The sequence below is a fragment of the Catellatospora sp. NPDC049111 genome, from assembly GCF_040648615.1.
GTDB classification, from domain to species: domain Bacteria; phylum Actinomycetota; class Actinomycetes; order Mycobacteriales; family Micromonosporaceae; genus Catellatospora; species Catellatospora aurea.
The window spans coordinates 196,837-215,431 of the sequence record NZ_JBEZEB010000004.1; the positions used below are offsets into that span (position 1 = coordinate 196,837).

The 18,595-nt window shown below is 67.5% G+C and carries 20 protein-coding genes and 3 pseudogenes; 8 read left to right on the plus strand and 15 right to left on the minus strand.

The genetic code is table 11. The annotated features are described in order from the left end of the window. Window positions 1-113: 113 nt before the first annotated feature. The 4 genes and pseudogenes from AB0B66_RS07985 to AB0B66_RS08000 form a co-directional block, all read right to left on the minus strand. Entirely contained in the window at window positions 114-1,253 is a 1,140-nt protein-coding gene (locus AB0B66_RS07985) for a hypothetical protein (protein WP_360524675.1), read from the minus strand. 391 nt (window positions 1,254-1,644) lie between these two features. Beyond that, entirely contained in the window at window positions 1,645-2,076 is a 432-nt protein-coding gene (locus AB0B66_RS07990) for a zinc ribbon domain-containing protein (RefSeq protein ID WP_360524678.1), read from the minus strand. 16 nt (window positions 2,077-2,092) lie between these two features. After that, window positions 2,093-2,386, minus strand: a pseudogene (locus tag AB0B66_RS07995) (recombinase family protein); the annotation flags it as partial. Further along, window positions 2,368-3,192 (minus strand): recombinase family protein, encoded by an 825-nt coding sequence (locus tag AB0B66_RS08000; protein WP_360524681.1) that lies wholly within the window; start codon window positions 3,190-3,192, stop codon window positions 2,368-2,370. The gene AB0B66_RS08000 and the pseudogene AB0B66_RS07995, both read right to left, overlap by 19 nt. Before the next feature lie 113 nt (window positions 3,193-3,305). Here AB0B66_RS08000 and AB0B66_RS08005 point away from each other — a divergent pair, with 113 nt between their 5' ends. Next, a complete protein-coding gene (locus tag AB0B66_RS08005) occupies window positions 3,306-3,875 on the plus strand; it encodes a barstar family protein (RefSeq protein ID WP_360524684.1) in 570 nt (189 codons plus the stop codon). A 161-nt stretch (window positions 3,876-4,036) separates the two neighbouring features. Here AB0B66_RS08005 and AB0B66_RS08010 read toward each other — a convergent pair whose 3' ends face one another. After that, a complete protein-coding gene (locus tag AB0B66_RS08010) occupies window positions 4,037-5,158 on the minus strand; it encodes a hypothetical protein (protein ID WP_360524687.1) in 1,122 nt (373 codons plus the stop codon). A 95-nt stretch (window positions 5,159-5,253) separates the two neighbouring features. Between AB0B66_RS08010 and AB0B66_RS08015 the strand changes: the two genes are divergently transcribed. Beyond that, on the plus strand, window positions 5,254-5,799 hold the full coding sequence (locus AB0B66_RS08015) for a DUF4240 domain-containing protein (RefSeq protein WP_360524690.1): 546 nt from the start codon (window positions 5,254-5,256) through the stop codon (window positions 5,797-5,799). Window positions 5,800-6,143: 344 nt separating this feature from the next. Further along, window positions 6,144-6,329: a hypothetical protein gene (locus tag AB0B66_RS08020; RefSeq protein ID WP_360524693.1), complete on the plus strand. Its 186-nt coding sequence runs from the start codon at window positions 6,144-6,146 to the stop codon at window positions 6,327-6,329. A 335-nt stretch (window positions 6,330-6,664) separates the two neighbouring features. Here the strand turns inward: AB0B66_RS08020 and AB0B66_RS08025 are convergent, their stop codons facing one another. Together AB0B66_RS08025 and AB0B66_RS08030 are read right to left on the minus strand one after the other, a co-directional pair. Continuing rightward, complete coding sequence (locus AB0B66_RS08025) at window positions 6,665-7,162, minus strand: zinc ribbon domain-containing protein (protein WP_360524696.1); 498 nt, start codon at window positions 7,160-7,162, stop codon at window positions 6,665-6,667. Window positions 7,163-7,329: 167 nt separating this feature from the next. Further along, window positions 7,330-7,875, minus strand: coding sequence for a TetR family transcriptional regulator (locus AB0B66_RS08030; RefSeq protein ID WP_360524699.1), 546 nt, complete (start codon window positions 7,873-7,875; stop codon window positions 7,330-7,332). 164 nt (window positions 7,876-8,039) lie between these two features. Between AB0B66_RS08030 and AB0B66_RS08035 the strand changes: the two genes are divergently transcribed. From AB0B66_RS08035 to AB0B66_RS08045, 3 genes are all read left to right on the plus strand, one after another. Then, entirely contained in the window at window positions 8,040-8,879 is an 840-nt protein-coding gene (locus tag AB0B66_RS08035; protein WP_360524702.1) for an oxidoreductase, read from the plus strand. Window positions 8,880-9,002: 123 nt separating this feature from the next. Next, the gene (locus tag AB0B66_RS08040) at window positions 9,003-9,875 is read left to right on the plus strand and encodes an SDR family NAD(P)-dependent oxidoreductase (RefSeq protein WP_360524705.1); all 873 of its coding nucleotides are present in this window, start codon (window positions 9,003-9,005) and stop codon (window positions 9,873-9,875) included. A 93-nt stretch (window positions 9,876-9,968) separates the two neighbouring features. Next, the gene (locus AB0B66_RS08045; RefSeq protein WP_360524708.1) at window positions 9,969-11,417 is read left to right on the plus strand and encodes an aldehyde dehydrogenase; all 1,449 of its coding nucleotides are present in this window, start codon (window positions 9,969-9,971) and stop codon (window positions 11,415-11,417) included. A gap of 75 nt (window positions 11,418-11,492) precedes the next feature. On the opposite strand, the pseudogene AB0B66_RS08050 reads toward AB0B66_RS08045, so the two are convergent. The 6 genes and pseudogenes from AB0B66_RS08050 to AB0B66_RS08075 all read right to left on the minus strand — a co-directional run. Beyond that, window positions 11,493-11,657, minus strand: a pseudogene (locus AB0B66_RS08050) (CrcB family protein); the annotation flags it as partial. A gap of 52 nt (window positions 11,658-11,709) precedes the next feature. Next, window positions 11,710-12,411: a hypothetical protein gene (locus AB0B66_RS08055; RefSeq protein WP_360524711.1), complete on the minus strand. Its 702-nt coding sequence runs from the start codon at window positions 12,409-12,411 to the stop codon at window positions 11,710-11,712. A gap of 242 nt (window positions 12,412-12,653) precedes the next feature. Continuing rightward, window positions 12,654-12,938, minus strand: coding sequence for a DJ-1/PfpI family protein (locus AB0B66_RS08060; protein ID WP_360525252.1), 285 nt, complete (start codon window positions 12,936-12,938; stop codon window positions 12,654-12,656). Beyond that, window positions 12,842-13,198, minus strand: coding sequence for a DJ-1/PfpI family protein (locus tag AB0B66_RS08065; RefSeq protein ID WP_360524714.1), 357 nt, complete (start codon window positions 13,196-13,198; stop codon window positions 12,842-12,844). Before AB0B66_RS08065 ends, AB0B66_RS08060 begins: the two co-directional genes overlap by 97 nt. Next, window positions 13,195-13,542, minus strand: a complete 348-nt coding sequence (locus AB0B66_RS08070; RefSeq protein ID WP_360524717.1) for a DUF427 domain-containing protein — start codon at window positions 13,540-13,542, stop codon at window positions 13,195-13,197. Before AB0B66_RS08070 ends, AB0B66_RS08065 begins: the two co-directional genes overlap by 4 nt. A gap of 219 nt (window positions 13,543-13,761) precedes the next feature. Further along, a complete protein-coding gene (locus AB0B66_RS08075) occupies window positions 13,762-14,490 on the minus strand; it encodes a hypothetical protein (protein ID WP_360524720.1) in 729 nt (242 codons plus the stop codon). Window positions 14,491-14,711: 221 nt separating this feature from the next. On the opposite strand from AB0B66_RS08075, the gene AB0B66_RS08080 reads away from it, so the two are divergent. Next, window positions 14,712-16,367 (plus strand): discoidin domain-containing protein, encoded by a 1,656-nt coding sequence (locus AB0B66_RS08080; RefSeq protein WP_360524723.1) that lies wholly within the window; start codon window positions 14,712-14,714, stop codon window positions 16,365-16,367. On the opposite strand, the pseudogene AB0B66_RS08085 reads toward AB0B66_RS08080, so the two are convergent. Beyond that, window positions 16,346-16,954 (minus strand): annotated as a pseudogene (locus AB0B66_RS08085) (recombinase family protein); the annotation flags it as partial. The gene AB0B66_RS08080 and the pseudogene AB0B66_RS08085 sit on opposite strands and share 22 nt — an antisense overlap. Window positions 16,955-17,294: 340 nt before the next feature. Here AB0B66_RS08085 and AB0B66_RS08090 point away from each other — a divergent pair. Next, window positions 17,295-17,864 carry a hypothetical protein gene (locus AB0B66_RS08090; RefSeq protein ID WP_360524726.1) on the plus strand — a complete coding sequence of 190 codons (570 nt, stop codon included), beginning with the start codon at window positions 17,295-17,297 and terminating at the stop codon, window positions 17,862-17,864. On the opposite strand, the gene AB0B66_RS08095 is transcribed toward AB0B66_RS08090, so the two are convergent. Continuing rightward, window positions 17,812-18,306: a hypothetical protein gene (locus AB0B66_RS08095; RefSeq protein ID WP_360524729.1), complete on the minus strand. Its 495-nt coding sequence runs from the start codon at window positions 18,304-18,306 to the stop codon at window positions 17,812-17,814. The genes AB0B66_RS08090 and AB0B66_RS08095 overlap by 53 nt on opposite strands. Between the last annotated feature and the right edge of the window lie 289 nt (window positions 18,307-18,595).

An 18,595-nucleotide genomic window follows, 5' to 3' on the forward strand; every position in this document is an offset into this window, starting at 1 on the left:
GCGACGCAACCCAGTGAAGGTCGCGGATGTCGGCGATGTAGTGGTCCCCTCAGCGCCCGCCATACGCGTTGCGGCTGCCGCTCCAACTGTCTTTGCGCCTCCACACGGTGTGGTCATCCCACACCGTTGCCGATAGTTGGGATCGGCGGTACATCGACAAGGAACGGATGTAGGGAGCCCGTGGCGTGAGGTCGCTGGCGAAACCAGTCCCCGAACCGCATGTTGCGGGTTCCCAGGACGGCCGCGAAGTCGCGATCGTCCTCGAAGCCGTCAAATGCCGGATCGAAGAGCAGTTCGTGGTCGAGATCGTCGAACGCCTCGTCCTCGAACCGGCCGTACGCCTCGTCCAGGTCGATGTCGGGGAGCAGCTCGTGGGCCTCGAGGGTGAACCGCGCGTTATTGATCACAATGCGCAGGGCCAGCGCCTCGGCCGTCGACGCAGGCGAACGCCACTCGCGATCAGCCAACCGGGCCGTGACAGAGATCATGGAGATGAGAAGGTTACGGGCGAACCTGCGGTCATAGCGGTGCGCGAACCGTTCGGGGAGATCCTCAAGAATCATGAACGCTCCGCCGTCGGCTACCGTCTGTCCGTCGAACTCCTCCAGGTCCGAGAACAGCTCATCGATCGCGGTGGTCGACCCCCAGATGAGGGCACCGGCCAGCAGTCGAGCGGCGGGCTCGCCGTACTCGAGGCTGTGGAAGGTTTCCAGGTCGAACGCCTGGAGATAATCGGCGTGCGCGTCGACCCACGCGGCCTGATCAATATCTGGCGGACCGGCTTCCGGTGATTCGGACTCGCCCGGGTCGGCGACCCAGGCTCTCCGCTCGACAAGATCCGCCGGGGGAGCGGCTGGGTCCTCGGCCGCGACAAGGCCGGCCTCGACGAACTTCTGGTTGAAGCCCACCTCGCACTTTGCGATCTCCCACGCCTGCAGCGGCTCGACTGCCTCAAGTACGGCTTCCGCGATCGCCCCGGCACTGCCTTCTGCTGCCTCAAGGCTGGGCGCGTCGATGACCAGCAACATCATCGCGCCCGTGGGATACACGCCAACCCAGTGGCGGATCAGATCGATCTCCACGCTGTCCACGTCCGGGGCCGTCTCGTCGTTGTCGGCTTCCTCCGACTCCGCATCCCCTTCAACGCGGTCCAGCGCTTCGGACAAGAGCGTGCCAGCTCCGGCCATCTGCAGCTCGTCGAGGTCAGGGCTGCCTCCGGGGACTTCGAGATCCACGGTCACCAAGTACTCCACGCCAAGACGCTACGGGGCCGCGACGCTGGTCCCAACTGGGCCGAAAGGCGGATTTCGGGCCGAGTGTCAAACCGGGGCGGTGACCGTGAGTGGTGGGACAGCAGTTGTCGATGCGGCCCCATTGCGGTCGACTGATCCTCGTCCGGGTGAGCTTGGCCCTGACCGATTGAGCTGCAGATGCGCAGCCGCTAGCCTGGAGACTAGGACACGGGTCGCACGCACCGACCCACCGGCGAATGCTATCGGCCGAGGTGGCGGCGTATCGACCGACGGTGAGTTTGACCAAGAGCTCGGGAGGGCATAGCCTGCCCACATGAACACCGGGTTCCCGCACCGGTGCTGTGGAACGGTGTCCCTGTCCCCCCTCGGACACGTTATTACCCCATGAAGATCAGAAGAGCCGGTCAGGCCGCCTCTGATCTGGGATTTTCGCTGATGGCACTCGCAGGTTCTCGACTTCGGTGCTGAGGATCCAGTCGTGCCCGTCGCAGATGATCGTCATTCGCTGTTCGCGTAGCTGCCTGACGAGGCTGTGCTGGTTGAGGTCTGCGCCGAGGCGGGCGAGCTGGGCGCTCAGGTAGGCCAGAGTTTCATCCTCACGGACGTACAGGTTGCCGAGCCGTGTCAGGTCGGCGGGTTTGGCGCTGGTGTGGCCGTGGCGGCAGCGATACCCGGGACGGTGGTTGACCCAGTGGGCGTCCATCCGGCGCCCGCAGAAGCCGCATTGCATGAGCCCGGCGAGCAGGTAGACGCGTCGCTCGCCGTTGGCGGGGCGGGGCGGACCGGACTGCTTGCACGGCGATGAAGTCCTGCTCGGTGACAAGCGGCGGGTGGACGACGCGGGTGGAGATCACCCATTCGCTGGCAGGGTTCCACCGCAGCACTTCCCGGTATCCGCGGCTGGGCTCGGCGGGGTCGATGGGTTCGCGGTCGGTGCGTTGACGGTTCCAGACTTCGTGGCCGGTATAGCGCGGGTTCTCCAGGATCGCGGCCACCGACCGCAGCGACCATGTTTCGTTGGCGCGGTGGCTGTTGCGCTCCCGATCCTCGTCCGACGGGCAGGGCACGTGGTTGTCGTTGAGGTCACGGGCGATGCTCGCGATGCTGCGCCCGGTCAGGCGCTGGGTGAACATCCACGTGATGACCGGCGCGGTGGCCGGATCGGGATCCAGCCGTAGCCGGCGTCGACCTCGCCGGGCGTCGGCGCGGTTGGGGTGCGGCCCAGCGTCGGCGAGCCGATACCCGTACGGTGGGCGTCCGCCCAGATAGCGCCCTTGCTCGCGGGCTTGTGCCCGCATCGCCGCGGTGGTCCGGAAGCGGGAGCGCAACACCTCGCGCCGTGACTGCGCGGACAGCTGCAGGATGCCAGCTCGTGCACTGGGTTGCCCGGGTCGTAGGGTCCGCACAGCTCGGGCAGCCACACCTGCACCCCGTGCCGGGCGAAGATCGGCATCAGGTCGACGAACTGGGTGCCGTAGAACGCCCGCTCACACTCGCCGATCACGATCGCATCGAAGGCGCGATCGGGATCGGCGAGAGCGGCAAGAAGCTCGCGGGCTTTCGGGCGCTGCGACCACGGCAGCCGCCTGGTGTATCCGACATCGAAGAACTCGGCCACGATGCGGCCGTGGTCAGCGATCAGCTCGGACTCGTTCTCGTGCTGCCACAGGTACGAGGTCTGCTGGTCCTGGTGATCCTTCGTCGACATCCGCCCGTAGAACGCGAACCGCAGCCTAGCAGTCATCCTTGGCTGCCTCATGCGGCCGGTTTGCTTGCGCGTGGCGCCGGCCCAGTCCGTCAGAACGGCCGTGGTCGGTGCTTGGCTGGCCAGGTTGCTAGGCGTCCTGGAAGGTGGCGGCGGCGAGATGACATCAATAAGAGGCACATCGATAGAACGATGGATGTCGATTATGGTTGCGCACCTGCGAATCGGGTTCACGTGCCCGACTCGCTCAGGGCAACCTGACCCTGTCAAGATCCAGTTTAGGAGAACGGTTCCACCTGCAGGCGCCGACGGGAATGGCGTACAGGCCGTCGCACTACTCTGGCGGTGTGATCAGTCCGCCGTCGCTCGTAGAGCCCCGCCCGCCCTGGGTGGTTTTCACCCGGCGTGACGACCCGTGGGCTGGCGCAGAGACGGCTGAACTTGTGAAGCGGGGCGGAAGTGTCTTCCGACTGGACGGCCGGGAACTCCGAGACCGGAGCTCGCTGTTCACCGCGTTCGCCCGGGAGCTGACCTTCCCCAGCTACTTTGGGCGCAACTGGGACGCGCTCGTGGACTGTCTACATGACTGGCACAGCCATGTGGGCGGCACGGACGACGTCGCGATCATGATCGACGATGCCGACCAGTTGCTCCATGTCGATTTCCTGGGGATCCTCGTCTCAGTGCTATGCCATGCAGCGTGGAGAGCCAACCTCCAGCTCGATGCTGATGGCAATCCTCACAACGATGATCACTGGACGCCACGCGCCCTGCATACCGTCTTCCTCCTCGGCCCCACTCCGCCGGTGGCCTTCGCCGGCGGCGCAACGAGCGACCTGGACGTCGCGGTTGTCGTGGGCGACGGCCGCTTGTTGGCGACCCTTACGGGCCCGGACTGGCCCGGCGGCGAGGGATGAGGTTCGGTTGATCTTCAGCTTCGCTACGGCGTCGAGGAGGCCGGGAACCGGTCGAGCTGGGCTGCGGAAGTCGGTCGACAGAATCCCCTAGCTCTACCACCGACAGGCGCAGATCCGCGCAGCCGGCGGGAGCATCGCAGGTCCCGCCGGCCTTTGGGACGTTACTCGTCGGTGACGGCGTCGGTGAACGCTCGGAGCGCAAGGCCCGGTGCCAGCGCCCCGGCAAGCCAGGTGACACGGTGGTCACCGGCGGCCAGACCAGCACGGGCGACCGCACACCAGCTCTCGCGATTAAGCAGGGAGAGATAGCCGCCCACGACCTGCTCCCGCCCGCCTTCCGGCCAGGCTATTCGTCGGGCCGATGGCTGACGCAGGTATGCAGCCAGCTGCGCCGCGATCGAGAAGCGTTCCACGGACGGCTCCAGACGACTGGCGTGTTCGCAGTGGGCCTGCAAGACGGCGGCGGCGGGCGGGTAGTGATCGAGCGTGATGCCCGTGCCACCGCTGTCAGCCATGATGGTCAGCAGCAGGCCGGTGTGATCGACCAGCTCGCTGTCGGGATTCGCTGCGGTGATCGCTTCATGTAGGTGTGCTGCGGTGGCGACCTTTCCGGCGAAGTAGCGGTTGAGGTAGTCGCCATCACATGCACGTCGCAGCATCCAGGGCCTCGCCGCAGCGCTGCCAACCTTGCACAACGACTCCACGACGTATACACGCCCCCAGCCCGTGACCCGTTCGGCCAGCCACAGCAACGCCTCCGAGCCGCCACACCACGACCGCCGTTCCAGCGCGCGTGCGGCCAGTGGACCGAAGCGGTTCGACAACAAGCCGATCGTCTTGATCAGCGGAAGGTCGTCGTCATCCCAGAGGGTGGCCAGCAATGCTAGGCCAACGGTCACAGCGCAGCGATCGGTGGCGTGTTGGACAAGCCAGCGACCGGTCGCCCGGACACGGTCAGCGTCCACGCGACAGGCCGCAGCAGCGATGTGATCATTAGGATGGATTGGAACATAAAGGTCATGGAACGCCCCGGCGAGATCGCGTGGCACGGCAGATCGCTCGGCGAAATGCGCATCCAGGACGGCGGCGACGTCAGCACCTTCACGACGCCGATCCTCCGGCGCTTGAGGACGAGACTTCCGACCTCGATGCTGCTCGTCGTCCGGATACGGCTCGCCATCACGGAACAGGGGCGCATCGGGATTCTCTTGATGGGTTCGCAGCGCGTAATCGAACAGCGAAAGCTGGGATCCGAGCAGCCCAGGCTCGGGTGTCACGCTCACCGGCGGACGGAGGGCTCGATTCTTTCGATCATGCCCGAGATCATGCCAGGCACTTCAGCCGGCCAGCAACCCCGCCCCGGATTAATATCCGCGCTATGGCCGAGTTCGATCAGACGGAACGTAAGACGCCCACCGCGGCGGACGAGACCAGGTTCTGGCGGCTTCTGGAGCAGGCATGGGCGCATCTCGATGACAAGGTGAACGAGACGAGACGTTCCCTTGCCAGCCGGCCCGAACATGGGGATACCGATGCCGCCCTTATGGCGGTCGATCGGGCGCTGGACCACTTCCTCGAAGGCCTCACCGCTATCTGCCGGGACATGTCCGCCACCGAGCTGACCGACCTCGACCGGGTCCTGGAACGCAAGCTGTACGACATCGATCGCGCCGACATCCAAGCCGTGACCGACGGATCTGACGACGGCTTCCTGTACGCCCGCGGCTTCATTGTCGCTCTCGGCCAGGACTACTACACGGCTGTCGTCGGCAACCCGCGGCTGGCGATCCTTGACTGCGACTGCGAGTCGATGTGCTACTTCTTCGCGCACCTGCACCACGCCAAGTACGGCGGCTACCCGGATACGGCATCGGGCATCAGCAGAGAGTCGTGCTCCAACCCGGCGGGCTGGGCCTTCGCATGATCGATCGCCAGCCATGGCCAGTGCACTGACGCCCGGACTGTCGGTGGCTGTACTACGCTGCGGCCGCGCAAACAGCCGATGGGTCACGTCCAGGGGCGTGGTGTACGAGTTGACGATCCAGGCAGCCCACTGCTGCCAGTGGCCGCCGGGACGGCGGCGAGGGGGACGTCCGTCGCCGCCCGTGTGATCAGAAGAGAAGGAGGTTACCGATCACCGTGATCATGTAATCGGTTTATGTCCGCCGGTGTGTACTCGACGTACATGACACACACCTCAACCTCGACTGGAGACTTTGGGTAAATGACCGATGCCGCCGACTATCCCAATACCTACATCATGACCTCATGACTGAGCGCAGTTACACGACCGCGGAGCTTCGCGACGAACTTCATCGCTACCATGGCGAGCTCGTGGCGGCCGGCAACCACACCCCAAGCACCATCGGGACGTACGTTCAACATCCCGAGCGATTCATCGCCTTCCTGGAGGGCACCTACAACCCGCGCGTTGCCCGAGGTCGGAACGCCTAACGACTGGCCCTGGGCCGGGTTCGTAGTGTGAGCGGAGCTGCGCTCCGTGCGCGATCGGCCTGGTGGTGGTCGATGTGCTCGCCGCAGGCCAACAGCCCAAGGCCGCTGATCGGCGGCGGCATTGCTGTGACCCTCCGGCAGGACCCTCAAGCTCGATAACCAGCAATAGCGCCGCGACGGCGGCGTGCGACAACGTGTGGCCATGCTGGCCGGGCAGCGACCGCGCGATGACCGCCGCCCGCCGATAGCGATCATGAAAGCAGCAGGTCGCTGGCCATCGTGATCATGTACTTAGGGTTCATGTAGCCCTCGGACACGCAAGTCCCCGCGAGGCATCAGCCATTGACGATGTCTCGCTTGTGTTTCTGCTGCTGGGTCCGTTGTTGGGGGATCCCCGACCCTCGTCTTGAGCCGTTGGCGAGCGCTCTAACGGTGATCGACTTCTCTTGATTGGGTTCGAGCGAGATGCACGTCGCACGGCATTCGACCGTGATGCCGTAAGTGCCCAGGAACCTGGTCAGATCGGGGACGTTCCGGTTCTGCTGGAGCTTCGTGATCTCTTCCACGATGCGGGGATCCCGGCTGGTGATGGTTTTCAGCTGGGCGAAGATCCGGCCGAGGATGACGTCCTCACGCAGGTAGAGGTTCCTGGCCTGGCGCATGGCGGTAGTCTGGGCGCTGGTGTGGCCGTGGCGGCAGCGGTAGGCGACGTTGTTATGGCTGAACTGGGATTCCATGCTGCGACCGCAGAAGGCGCATCGCAGCAGCCCCGCCAGCGGGTACGTGTGCTTGATGCCGTCGACTGGCAGGCACTTGGCGCTGATGTTCTGCACGGTTGTCGCCTACGCAGGTGAAGGTGCGAGCACGTAGCGGTTCGCGACGGCAGATGATGACTACTCCGATCGGGCATCCGTGCTCGCACCTTCCACGGATGCCGGACGCCGCCGGTAGCGAGGAGATCGCGTCGATCGCGGCCGGATCGAGATCACCAGTCGGGCACTCAGCGGTTGCCGAGCCCGTTGAGGAAGGTGTCGACGACCAGGTCCGCCGCTTGGGCGGCGTCGATCTCCGGAAACCGGTGAGCGCCGGTGTCCACCAGTTGATCAAGCACTGCTCTCGCCCAGGACAGCGGGATGTCGCTCCGCAGATGACCTTCGTCGGCCGCGCGCTGGACGAACGCGTCCACCCGTGCGCTGAGCTGGTCACGCCTGACGCTGGCGGCCGGGTCCTGCTGCATCATGTGCCGCGTGTCGACCGGCCATTCGCGGCTGACCGGGATGATGCCTTCCACGTAGCGGTGCAGTGCGACCGCCACGGGCGCCGTTGTCAGCCGGGCCTCGTCGAGGACTTTCTCCGACGAGTCGAGTTTCGCCTGGAAGACTGCGCTGAGTAGGGCCTTGCGTGTAGCGAAATGGCGATGCAGCGTGGTGCGGTCCACGTCTGCCGCAGTGGCGATGGCGGCCAGTGAGGTACTCGGGTCCTTGGCCAGTAGTCGGGCGCCGGTGCGCAGCACCACGGCGAGATTGCGGGCGGCATCGGCTCTCATGATGCGCAGATGCTACCACCAGGTGGCACTCAAGCCCTTGATGACGTCAATCACGCTGCACCTTAGGTCAGAAGTGCTACGTTGGTGTTGCATTTAGGTCCTGCTTCCCGGTGACCCCTTCAAGATCGGACTCGGGGAGCGATCACAAAAATGGGAGAAATGGTATGAAAACGTGGCTTATCACCGGTGGTTCGCAGGGTCTGGGCAAGGCCTTGGCGGTGGCAGCGCTGAACGCGGGCGACCGCGTAGCAGTGGCATCCCGGCAGCCGCAGACACTGGATGAACTGCAGCAGGCCTTTCCCGACAGGCTTCAGGCCCTGCAGTTGGACGTGACGTCGCCCGCCTCGGCCCGGGAAGCGGTCGCAGCGGTGGTCGACCGGTTCGGCGCGCTCGACGTGGTGGTCAACAACGCCGGCTACGCGACCAGCAACTCGGTCGAGGACTTCCCGGAGGACGAGTTCAGGGCACAGATCGATGCAAATCTGTACGGGGTGATCAACGTGACGAGGGCGGCGCTGCCCGTCCTGCGCCGTCAGCGCTCCGGCCACATCGTGCAGGTCTCATCCATCGGAGGCCGGGTCGGCGGCACGCCCGGACTCAGCGCCTACCAGACGGCCAAGTTCGGCGTCGAGGGCTTCTCCGAGGCGCTGGCAAGCGAGGTTGCCCCGCTGGGGATCAAGGTGACCATTGTCGAACCCGGGGGCATCCGCACGGGCTGGGCCGCTGGTGCTGCGAGCGCCTCCGGGAGCATGAATCCCGACTACGCCCCGACCGTCGGGCTGTGGCTCGAGCGCTTCGCCGCCTACAGCGGCAACGAGCCCGGCGACCCCGCACGCATGGCCAAGGCCATCATCGACGTCGTCGGCGAGCCCGAGCCTCCGCGCCGACTGTTGCTGGGCAGCGACGCCCTGGAGATCGCCCTGAACGCCGAGCAGGCGCGGATCGCTGAGGCCACGAAGTGGGCTGCGGTCAGCCGGTCCACGGACCATCCGGCCGGGGCCTGAACGTGCCCGTCCGCCGTCGCGGCCGGTCCGGCTCCGCAGGCTGGGCCGCGTCGCGTGCTCGCAAGGACCGCGACGCAGCCGGCAGCGGCCGCAGAGCCGACCCGGATGGAGTGTGAGTGACCGATGACGAAGACCCTATTGATAGCCGGAGCTGCTGGTGGTTTGGGTCAGCAGTTGGTCGCGGCCGCTCTGGCCGCCGGACACAACGTGCTGGCGGCCGATCTGGAACCTCCGGTTGTGGCCATGTCTTCCGGGCACGATGCCCGATTGCGAGTGCGCGCGCTCGACGTGACCTCGGGTGATTCCGCCCGAGCGGCGGTGCAGTGGGCAGTCGACGAGTTCGGCGGCCTGGATGTCCTGATCAATAGTGTGGGCCGGCGGCCTGTCGGATCGATCGAGGACATGCCCGACGAGGCGTTCCGCGCCAGTATGGACGTCAACTTCTTCGGTGTGGTCAACATGGTGCGGGCCGCGCTGTCCGTGATGCGCGCGCAGCGCTCCGGCCACATCGTGAACGTCTCGACGATCGGTGGCCGGCGCGCCCAGCCAGGGCTCGCGGCGTACCAGTCCGCCAAGTGGGCGCTGGGCGGCTTCACCGAGATCCTCGCTCGAGAAGTCCAGCCTCTCGGCGTCCGGGCCACGCTGGTCGAGCCAGGCGGCATCCGCACGCCGTGGGCGGCCACACCGATACCCATGCCAGAGCTACACGACGAGTACGAGTCCACGGTTGGGACCTTCGTCCGGACCTACAACGAAAACCCGGACGTACAGCGCGGTGACCCGCTGAAGATGGCGCGGGTGATCCTGCGGATCGTCACGGAACCGAACCCTCCCGTGCGCCTGCTCCTGGGGTCCGACGCAGCCTGGCTCGCACCGCTGATCGCCCACGCCCGCGCGGCCGAAGACGCCGTATGGCGTGACGTGAGTCTGTCCACGGACCTTGACGGACTCGGCGACTTCGCCCACACCCCGGTCGCGCGGCTGGTACGTCCCTGACCTTTCTGGGCCCTCTCCTCTGACCCTCTCCGCTCCGCTGGCGGTGCGCCTGCTGCGCACCTGCCGTCAAATCATGCAAGAAGGAAGCCCCTGATGATCGTTCGTGACAAGCTGTACATCGGCGGTGCCTGGGTAACGCCCAGCAACGTCGACCTGTTGGAGATCCGCTCGCCGCACGACCAGTCCGTGCTGGGCCTGGCAGCCCAGGCGGCCGACGCCGACGTGGACGCGGCCGTTGCCGCCGCCCGCCTGGCGTTCGACAGCGGTCCGTGGCCGCGCACCGACCCCGGGCAGCGCCAGGAAGTGATCCGGCGGTTCAACAAACTGCGCGAGGCCCGCGCCGACGAGGTCGCCGCGGCGATCTCCGCCGAGAACGGATCGGCGGGCTGGTTCACCAGGGCCGGTCAGCCGTTCCTGACCCGGCAGGCCAACGCCTACCTCAAGGCCGCCGAGGAGTTCGGCTGGGAGACGGTCGTCGACCCGTCGGATGAGTCGGTCGCCTTCGACACCATCGTCAGGCGTGAGCCGATCGGCGTGGTCGCCGCGGTCATCCCGTGGAACTCGCCGTTCTCCGCGGCGATGGCCAAGCTGGCCCCCGCCCTGCTCGCGGGCAACACGGTGGTGCTGAAGGTCTCCCCGGAGAACTCTTTAAGCATGGCGCTGCTGGCGGACCTCTTCCACGAGGCCGGTCTTCCCCACGGGGTGCTCAGCGTCCTGCCGGCGGACCGGGAGACCAGCGAGTACCTGGTCTCGCATCCGGACGTCGACAAGATTTCGTTCACGGGCTCGACTCGGGCGGGTCGCCGCATCGCCTCGATCGCCGGTGAGCAGCTCAAGCGGGTCAGCCTGGAACTGGGCGGAAAGTCCGCCGCGATCATCCTGGATGACGCGGACCTGGCGGACGTGATGCAGGGGCTACGTTTCGGCGCGCTGGGCAACAACGGCGAGGCCTGCATCCTGCAGACCCGGATCCTGGCACCGCGCAGCCACTATGACGAGGTCGTCGCGGCGCTCAAGGAGATGGTGGAGTCGCTGCGGGTCGGCGACCCGTCGGCCCCGGATACGTTCATCGGCCCCATGATCCGCCGGGACCAGCAGCAGCGTGTGATCGATTACATCAAGCTGGGCATTGAGGAAGGCGCCCGGCTGGTGACCGGCGGCCCCGAGGTGCCGCCGGGCCTGGAAATCGGCAACTACGTCACACCTACCGTCTTCGCCGACGTCGACAACGGCATGCGTATCGCGCGGGAGGAGATCTTCGGCCCGGTTCTGGTCGTGATCGCCTACGACGACGAGGACGACGCCGTGAACATCGCCAACGACAGCGACTACGGTCTGTCGGGAGGCATCTGGTCAGCCGACGCCGATCGAGCCATGAGCGTCGCCCGCAGGCTGCGCACGGGCACCGTCACCCTCAACGGCTCACCCATGAGCTTCGACGGACCGTTCGGCGGCTACAAGGCCAGCGGCCTGGGCCGTGAGTACGGCGCGGTCGGCCTGACGGGATACGTCGAGCACAAGACGGTCACCCGGCAGCGCTGACACGGTCGGCAGGGCCTGGGACACGTCTGGTGTTTCAGGCCCGTGTCGACCTGGCCGCCAACGGTGGGCCACGGGTCAACCGAAGAGGGTACGGGCCAGCACGAAGCCCAGCATTCCGCCGGCGAGGCCCGTGGCGACGCTGCCGACGACGTTGAGCAGTGCCAGCCGGCGGAAGCCGTCCTGGATGAGCCGCACAGTCTCGTAACTGAACGTCGAGTATGTGGTGAGCGCCCCGCAAACCCGGTGCCGCTGCCGCGGGCTGGCTCCTGATGAACCGGATCGGTTACCGGGGTCAGCCGATGGGTAGATCTTCGTCGCTGTCATACTGCACGGCGTATACGTCCAGGACTTCGCGCAGCCAGGTCACGTCGTCATCGTCGGTCAGCACCGAGATCCACTGCTTGACCACATCGACGCCGTCGATCGGCTCGGCCGCCGGACGGGCACGGTCGGGCAGGTTCACCGCGATCCACACGTCTTCGCCCAACGTCTGGGCGGCCCGGCGGATCCGGTCAACGGTCGGGTCGAACGCGAAGCTGCACGGCGTGCCCAGGTCGGCGATGTCAGGGCCGTATTCTGCGGAGTGCTCGTGGACTCCGGAAAGGCCGGCGGTCAGCTTGATCGCCAGGTGCGGACGCTGACGCGCAGGGGCGGCGGCAGGCGCCGTGCGGTTCTTGCCGTACTGCTCCCACGCTGCCTGCGGGTGCAGTGAGACCATGTCGCCCAGTGCCCACCAGTCCATCCCCGCGGCCAGCGCGTCCTCCAGGACTGCCATGAACAGGTACTGGCCGCCGTCACGCAGCCGCTCGGCGGCCAGCGACACCTCCCGAAGCCGCCCTGCGCCAGCAGCCGCGGTCGCGTCGGCAACCGCAGCGTGAAATGTAGCCGTGTGCTCGGCCAGAAACGCGGTCGCCTGGGCGCTGATATCAGAGGTGATCATGAGAAGTGGCCCTATCGCTCGGCAGCAGGCGTGATGAGCGCCGTACATGTTCAACGTTGGGATACCGCAGCGATGACGATGTGACCGACGGCGTACTGCTGGACAGCAGCGTGAGCCCGCGCTGCTACGTGTGGGCTGGATGGTGGACGTGCGGGGTGCCGGTGGTAGCGGCACACTGCAGCTGGCCAGGGTCGACGCCTGCGTCAGCTCGCCGCTGGCGCGTCAGCACGAGTCTTGCTGGCTGGGCTGGTCCCTGCTCGTCCAGCCTCGCTGCATGATCGGCTTTTGTTGGCGCGTCAACGTGGTAGTGAAGCGACGAGTTGGGTGCAGAAGGCGGGCAGGTCGTCGGGCTTGCGGCTGCTGATGAGTGGGAACAGGCCGTTGGTGCACACGGCCAGTTCCTGGTCGGTCCATTCGGCTCCAGCGTTGCGGAAGTCGGCGGCCATGCTGGGCCACGAGGTGATCGTGCGTCCGGAGACCGCGTCTACGTCGATGAGGATCCAGCCGCCGTGGCAGATGACCGCGACCGGTCCGCCGGTGGCCAGGAAGCCGGGACGAACTCGCGGGCCGGTTCCTGCCAGCGCAGCAGGTCGCCGTTGGCGACCCCACCGGGCAGTACTAGTGCCGCGAACGCGGCTGGATCGGCGTCGTCGGCGACCTCATCGACGGCGAACGTGTCGGCCGGCTCGAGGTGTCGGTAGGCCTGGACTTTGCCAGGCTCGGGCGACAGCAGCCGCGGGGTCGCGCCGACCTGCTCGACCGCCCGCCAGGGCTCGGTCAGCTCTACTTGTTCGATGCCTTCCCGGCTCACCAGGAACGCCACCGCGAGTTCACCGCTCACTGCCGGTCACCTCCTCCAACAGGTTCTTCTTCGACGGCGTCATTGGGCTGGTCATGATGCGGACTCGACGACGAGGTCGGGGCAGAACCCACCCGGTGCCGAAGCCGGTCGGACCAGGGCCACGTCCACCGGTACACCCAGGCTGCATCGCGGCATAGCTGCACGCCGACGTCCGCCGTGTAGTACTCAGCGACGCCTTTGTAAGGGCAGACGCTGCGCCGACCGCTTGGCCGCAGGTGGTGCCAGGCCACCGCCTCAGCCGGGAAGTAGCGGATGCCATCGGCGAGCAGCGCGTCCTGGCTGTCAGCCAGTACATGGCCATGGACGACGACTTGCACACGCATTTCACCGCCAAGTTCTCGAACCGGCGTAGGTGGCAGACATGAGCGCAGACGCCGTCTGACGACGTCGAGGCTGGGAACGACGTCGCAGGTGGCTGGCGGCACAAGCCGCCAGCCACCTGCCCAGCCTCACCTGTCGCGCAACGGCTGCCGGTCAGCCACACTCCACCGTCCTCTCGACGATCCCTCGCCGAGAGGACCAACGACACACAAGATCAGTTGCTACGACCGGGTGAGCACGGGCCCGGTACGACGCGCGAGGCCGTCCAACCACCAGCAGACCGTTCGCTCGTCGCCGCCACCGGTGGCAAGGAGCGTGCGCACCACGTCGGTCGCGGCCTCCTGGGTGAGCGGATCAGGCAGCCGACCGGACCGCACGTAATCGAAGTAGTCCTCAGCGGCGACGCCGAAGTTCGCCCACCGCTCCCGGACAGCGTCCGTGGCCCGCTCGGCGGGGGCGAGGGCTTCGACGGCGCCATCGACCTCGGCGAGGACTTCGCCGGCATCGTCGGCCTCGGGATCCAGCGGCGGGAACTCCAGCAGGTCGCACTGGACACCAACTGCATCGCGACGTCCTTGAGTTTCGGGCCGGCAAGCCCGGCCCTGGCGGCGAGCCGGGCGGAAGCCGCGGGACGCGGGCTCGGTGTGCCCGACGGCCGCAGCGACGCGACGGCAGTGACGCGCGCGGAAGGCGTCTGCAAGATCGGTGACGGGGCGACGGCCACCGCTGACACGCCGCTCACCGGCACAGCGGCGGCCAGCCCCGGCGGGGTGGTCGGCTGCTCGCCGTCGGTCTTCACGAGTACGGCCAGCACAGCGATTCCCGCAACCGTGCTGGCCGCCGCGCCGACCATCCAGACCCGGGGGTCCTTTCGCCTCATCGAAAATTCTTCCGTTGATCGTTGCCCGAGCGCCCGCCAGATCGTATTGGCCACACGGCGCAGGTGCCACACACCAGTCCCGACGAAGTGGCGTGCCCGCCGTCTGCGGCCGTGCCACTTGACGTTTCGCCGCGCTGCGGTTGCCGGTTCCGGGTCCACAGTAGGCCCGCTGAAACGCTGTTCCTCCCGCGTTCCGCCACGGTTGACGCACGATGTGATCATGTCCACAAATGAGCGACATCGCCAAGAACAGCGCATGTACGAGCAAAGCCTGCCGGTAAGCTCCGTCTGGTGCCCGACTCATTACCAAAACTGCTCGCCGACCGCTACCGGCTTCTCGAAGTCATCGGCCAGGGCCGTCAGGGACGCGTCTGGCGTGCCAGGGACGAGCAGCTGCAGCGTTTCGTCGCGGTCAAAGAACTTTCGGCGTCGTCGGACCCCAGGGGCGAAGAACAGGCCGCGTCCTGCGAACGTATCCTGCGGGAGACACGGTCAGTCGCACAGCTCGACCACCCGAACGTCATCCGCGTACTCGACGTCCTGACCGCCGACAGCAGACCCTGGATCGTTATGGAACTCGTGCCGGCGCAGTCGCTGCACGAGGTGCTCGCCGACGCCGGACCGATGCCGCCGCAGGAGGCTGCTGCCATCGGCCTGGCCCTGCTGGGCGCGCTGTCCGCGGCCCACCGGGTCGGCATCACACACCGTGACGTCAAACCTTCCAACGTGCTCGTCGCCGCCGACGGCAGGGTGCTGCTCACCGACTTCGGCCTGGTGCCCGAACACGGCGACGGAAATGGGGGAGACCAGGCCGCAGACCTGTGGGCGCTCGGCGCGACGCTGTACACCGCGGTTGAAGGACGACCGGTGTACGACGGCCCCACGCCCGCCGCGGCGTTCGCCGCGCTGACGAGCCAGCCACCACCGCGACCCGTGCAAGCCGGCGCACTGGCTCCCGCCCTGGACGGCCTATTGCGCAGCAACCCCGCCGAACGCATCAACCAGGCCCAGGCATCAGCGCTGCTGCGCCGCGCGCTCAACAGCATGAACGCCGGCACCCGGCCAGACGGCCCGCCCGCTCGGTCCGCCCTGCCCGCGCTGGCAAGGTCCGCGCGGACCAGGACCGGACTCGCCGCAACGGCCACGCCGGTCCCCGCGACCCGCGACACCACACCTGGCCTGAGCGAAGGGACCAGCCCGGTCTCGCCTACCGCCACGACCAAACCGCCCGGAGCCCGGATCGCCGTGCGACGCCGCAGGCGCACGCCGCTGCTCACCGGCGCAGCCACCGTACTGGTCGCGCTCGGCGTGGGCATCGGGTCGGCGCTGTCGCCGAGCGCGGCGGGCACCCATGACACGCCGTCGGCGGGCACGGCAGCTGCCACGACGCCGCAAGCCACCGCCACCTCGGGCAGCACACCGACACCCGCCGCCGGGCCCACCAGCCGGGTGACGCCCTCGGCGGCCCGGCCGGCACCGAGCCTTTCAGTGGTCGATCGAAGCCCAGTTGCGTCGGGTGAACCGGCATCGCCTGCCGCAGACGGCCAGCCGAACCCGACGCGCCGCAACCTCGCGCTGAGGCGTCCAGCGCAGGCGTCCAGCATCGAGAGCGAACCCTGGGCGGCTGCCTTCGCCGTCGACGGAGACCCCCTGTCCCGGTGGGGCAGCGCGTTCGGGACGGACCCGCAGTGGATCTCGATCGATCTCGGCGGCTACTGGACGGTGACCGAGGTCCGGCTGAGCTGGGAGGCCGCGCACGCCACGGCGTACCGGGTGGAGTTCTCGCGCGACGGCTCGATGTGGTCTACCGCCTACTCGACCGACCGGGGCAGCGGTGGCACCGTCACCATCCCAGTCGGAGGTAAGACTGCCCGGTATGTACGTATGGTCGGCACAGCGCGCAACAGCCAGTACGGATACTCGCTCTACGAACTCGAGGTCCGCTGACCATCAGAGGTCATCGAATGCTGGTGATCTATGGTCCTGGCCGGGTTGTCAACCGATGCGGAACCCCACTTGGCGTGCGCGGCGTTGGGGTGTGGCCCGGCGTCGACGAGCCGGTAGCCGAATGGCGGTCGGCCGCCGAGGTTTCGGCCTTGTAGGCGGGCCTGGGCGTGCATCGCCGAGCTGGTGCGGAACCGCGCCCGCAGGATTTCCCGGCAGGAGTACGCGCCCAGTGCCCGGATGGTGGCGCGATGCTCGACGTCAGTGGTGCGGAACGGGCCGTCGAGTTCGGGTAGCCACAGCTGCACGCCGTGCCGTTCGAGCAGCGGCATGAGCCGCAGCAGCTGGCTGCCGCAGAAGGCGCGCTCATACTCGCCGACCACGATCGCCTCGAACCCGCGATGCGGGTCGACGACTGCTGCCAGCAGCGCGGCGGCCTGTGGTCGGTCGGGCCACTCTTCCAGCCGCGAGTGGCCTATGTCGAAGTACTCGGCGACGATCACCCCGCGGTCGGCGAGGAACTCCACCGCCGCGCGTCTCTGCCATTCGTGCGACGAGTCCGGGTCCTGGTAGCCGTCGGTGGAGATCCGCCCGTAGAACGCGAACCGTCGCCGGACAGGGACGCCCTGACGGTGGCCGCGCTGACGAGGGAGGCGCTCGCCATGGGTACGAACTCACGTGCCGAGTGCTTCCTGCTGGAGAGTTTCGTTGCCTGCCATCCGGACCGCCCTACAGTCGTCTGTACTTCTGGGAGGTAGACCGCACGGCATGCGGGCGATGACCGCAAAGGCTGCCAGTTCACTCGCTGGAGTGCCCTGCTTGTGCCCTTCGCCGACGGCTTGACCTGCGATCCAGGCGACGACGTGACGGCCGAGAGCTGCCATCGGGGTTGGTGGTGTCGGATTCGGGGCGTGAACCCGTCTTCTGACAGTGCTTGGCGACTTGCAGGTTGGCGGGCCGCTGCTGGCCGTCCGGTTCACCGAGTTGGAGGAGAATGGCTGGGTGCTCATCGTGCGCGCGACAGCGAAGTTGCTCAAGCTCGTCGGCCGTCAATCCGCCGGTGACGGCGAGCGTGGCACCACGTTGCTGGGTCAGTGGTACGCCACGGCGCTGTTTTGGCGCCCCCGGGTCGTGCTGCTGGTCAACGAGTCGACGCTGCTGCCGGTCCTGATGCCGCTGGCACCCGCTGCCACGCTCCCGGTACGGGTTGCCGATGAGGTCGCCACCGTCCTGCGCGCGCACCGAGCGCCGCAGGCGTTCGTTGATGCGGAAGTAGGCCGGATGCGGGACTGTCGGCTCGGTGTGACCGTGAATCGCAGCGTCGTGGGTGTCATGGTCGAGTTTGCTCGGCTGGCCGAGATCTACCGTGCGGAGCCGCATCCTGACCTGCTGGGCCTGGCGTTACGGCTGGCGACGACGCCGTGCAGTCCGCTATACGGCCGCAACATCAGTCCCGACCGTGAACTGGCGGCCGTCCTGAGTGCTGCAACCGCTGCGTGACCTTGATCTGGGCGATCGGGTCGCCGGGCGCGGTCGCGCCGAACCGGCTGCGGGCGGCGTGCTCGGCCAGCGGAGTCAGCCGGAGCGTTCCGGGCGGCTGCTCGTGAACAGCGCCGAGGTCGATGAGGGCGTCGACCATGCGCCGAACGTCCCGGTCCGTGGCCGTGCGCCAGCCGCGCAGCTGGTCAGGCGTGGCGTCGTCCATCCGGTAGCGGGAGGCCAGCGCAGACCAGACCCGCTCACCGGCGTCGGCGACGTTGATCGCCCCGCCGGCCTCGGTGAAGCCCGTGAGCAGCGCCGCGACGCCGGTGGCGAAGTCGTGCCCGAGCAGGGACGCGTACCAGCCCGACGGGCAGACGGCCGGGCCCATGTGGCCGAACGCCTCGAACAAGACCGGCCACAGCTTCGTAGGCTGGTCGAGCAGCCGCGCGTTCTTCTTCACCGGGACCAGCCTGCCGTGCACCCCGGAGCAGACCCGCGGCCTTCGCCCAGGCCAGCACCGTGGCCAGGCCACGCAGGTCGTCGCTGCTGCGGGTGCGGAACACCCGCCCGCCGATCACCGGATCGATCACGTCGCCGGTGCCGAGCAGATCGACGAGCTCGCGGGCGTCGGCCATGGTCAGCCTGCCGGTCTGGGTCAGCCTGCGGCCGGTGCCGGCCCAGCGGGTCATCATGACGACCCGGGTCAGGGTGCGCGACGCCGCTGCGGCAGCAGCCGGATCAAGACCGGT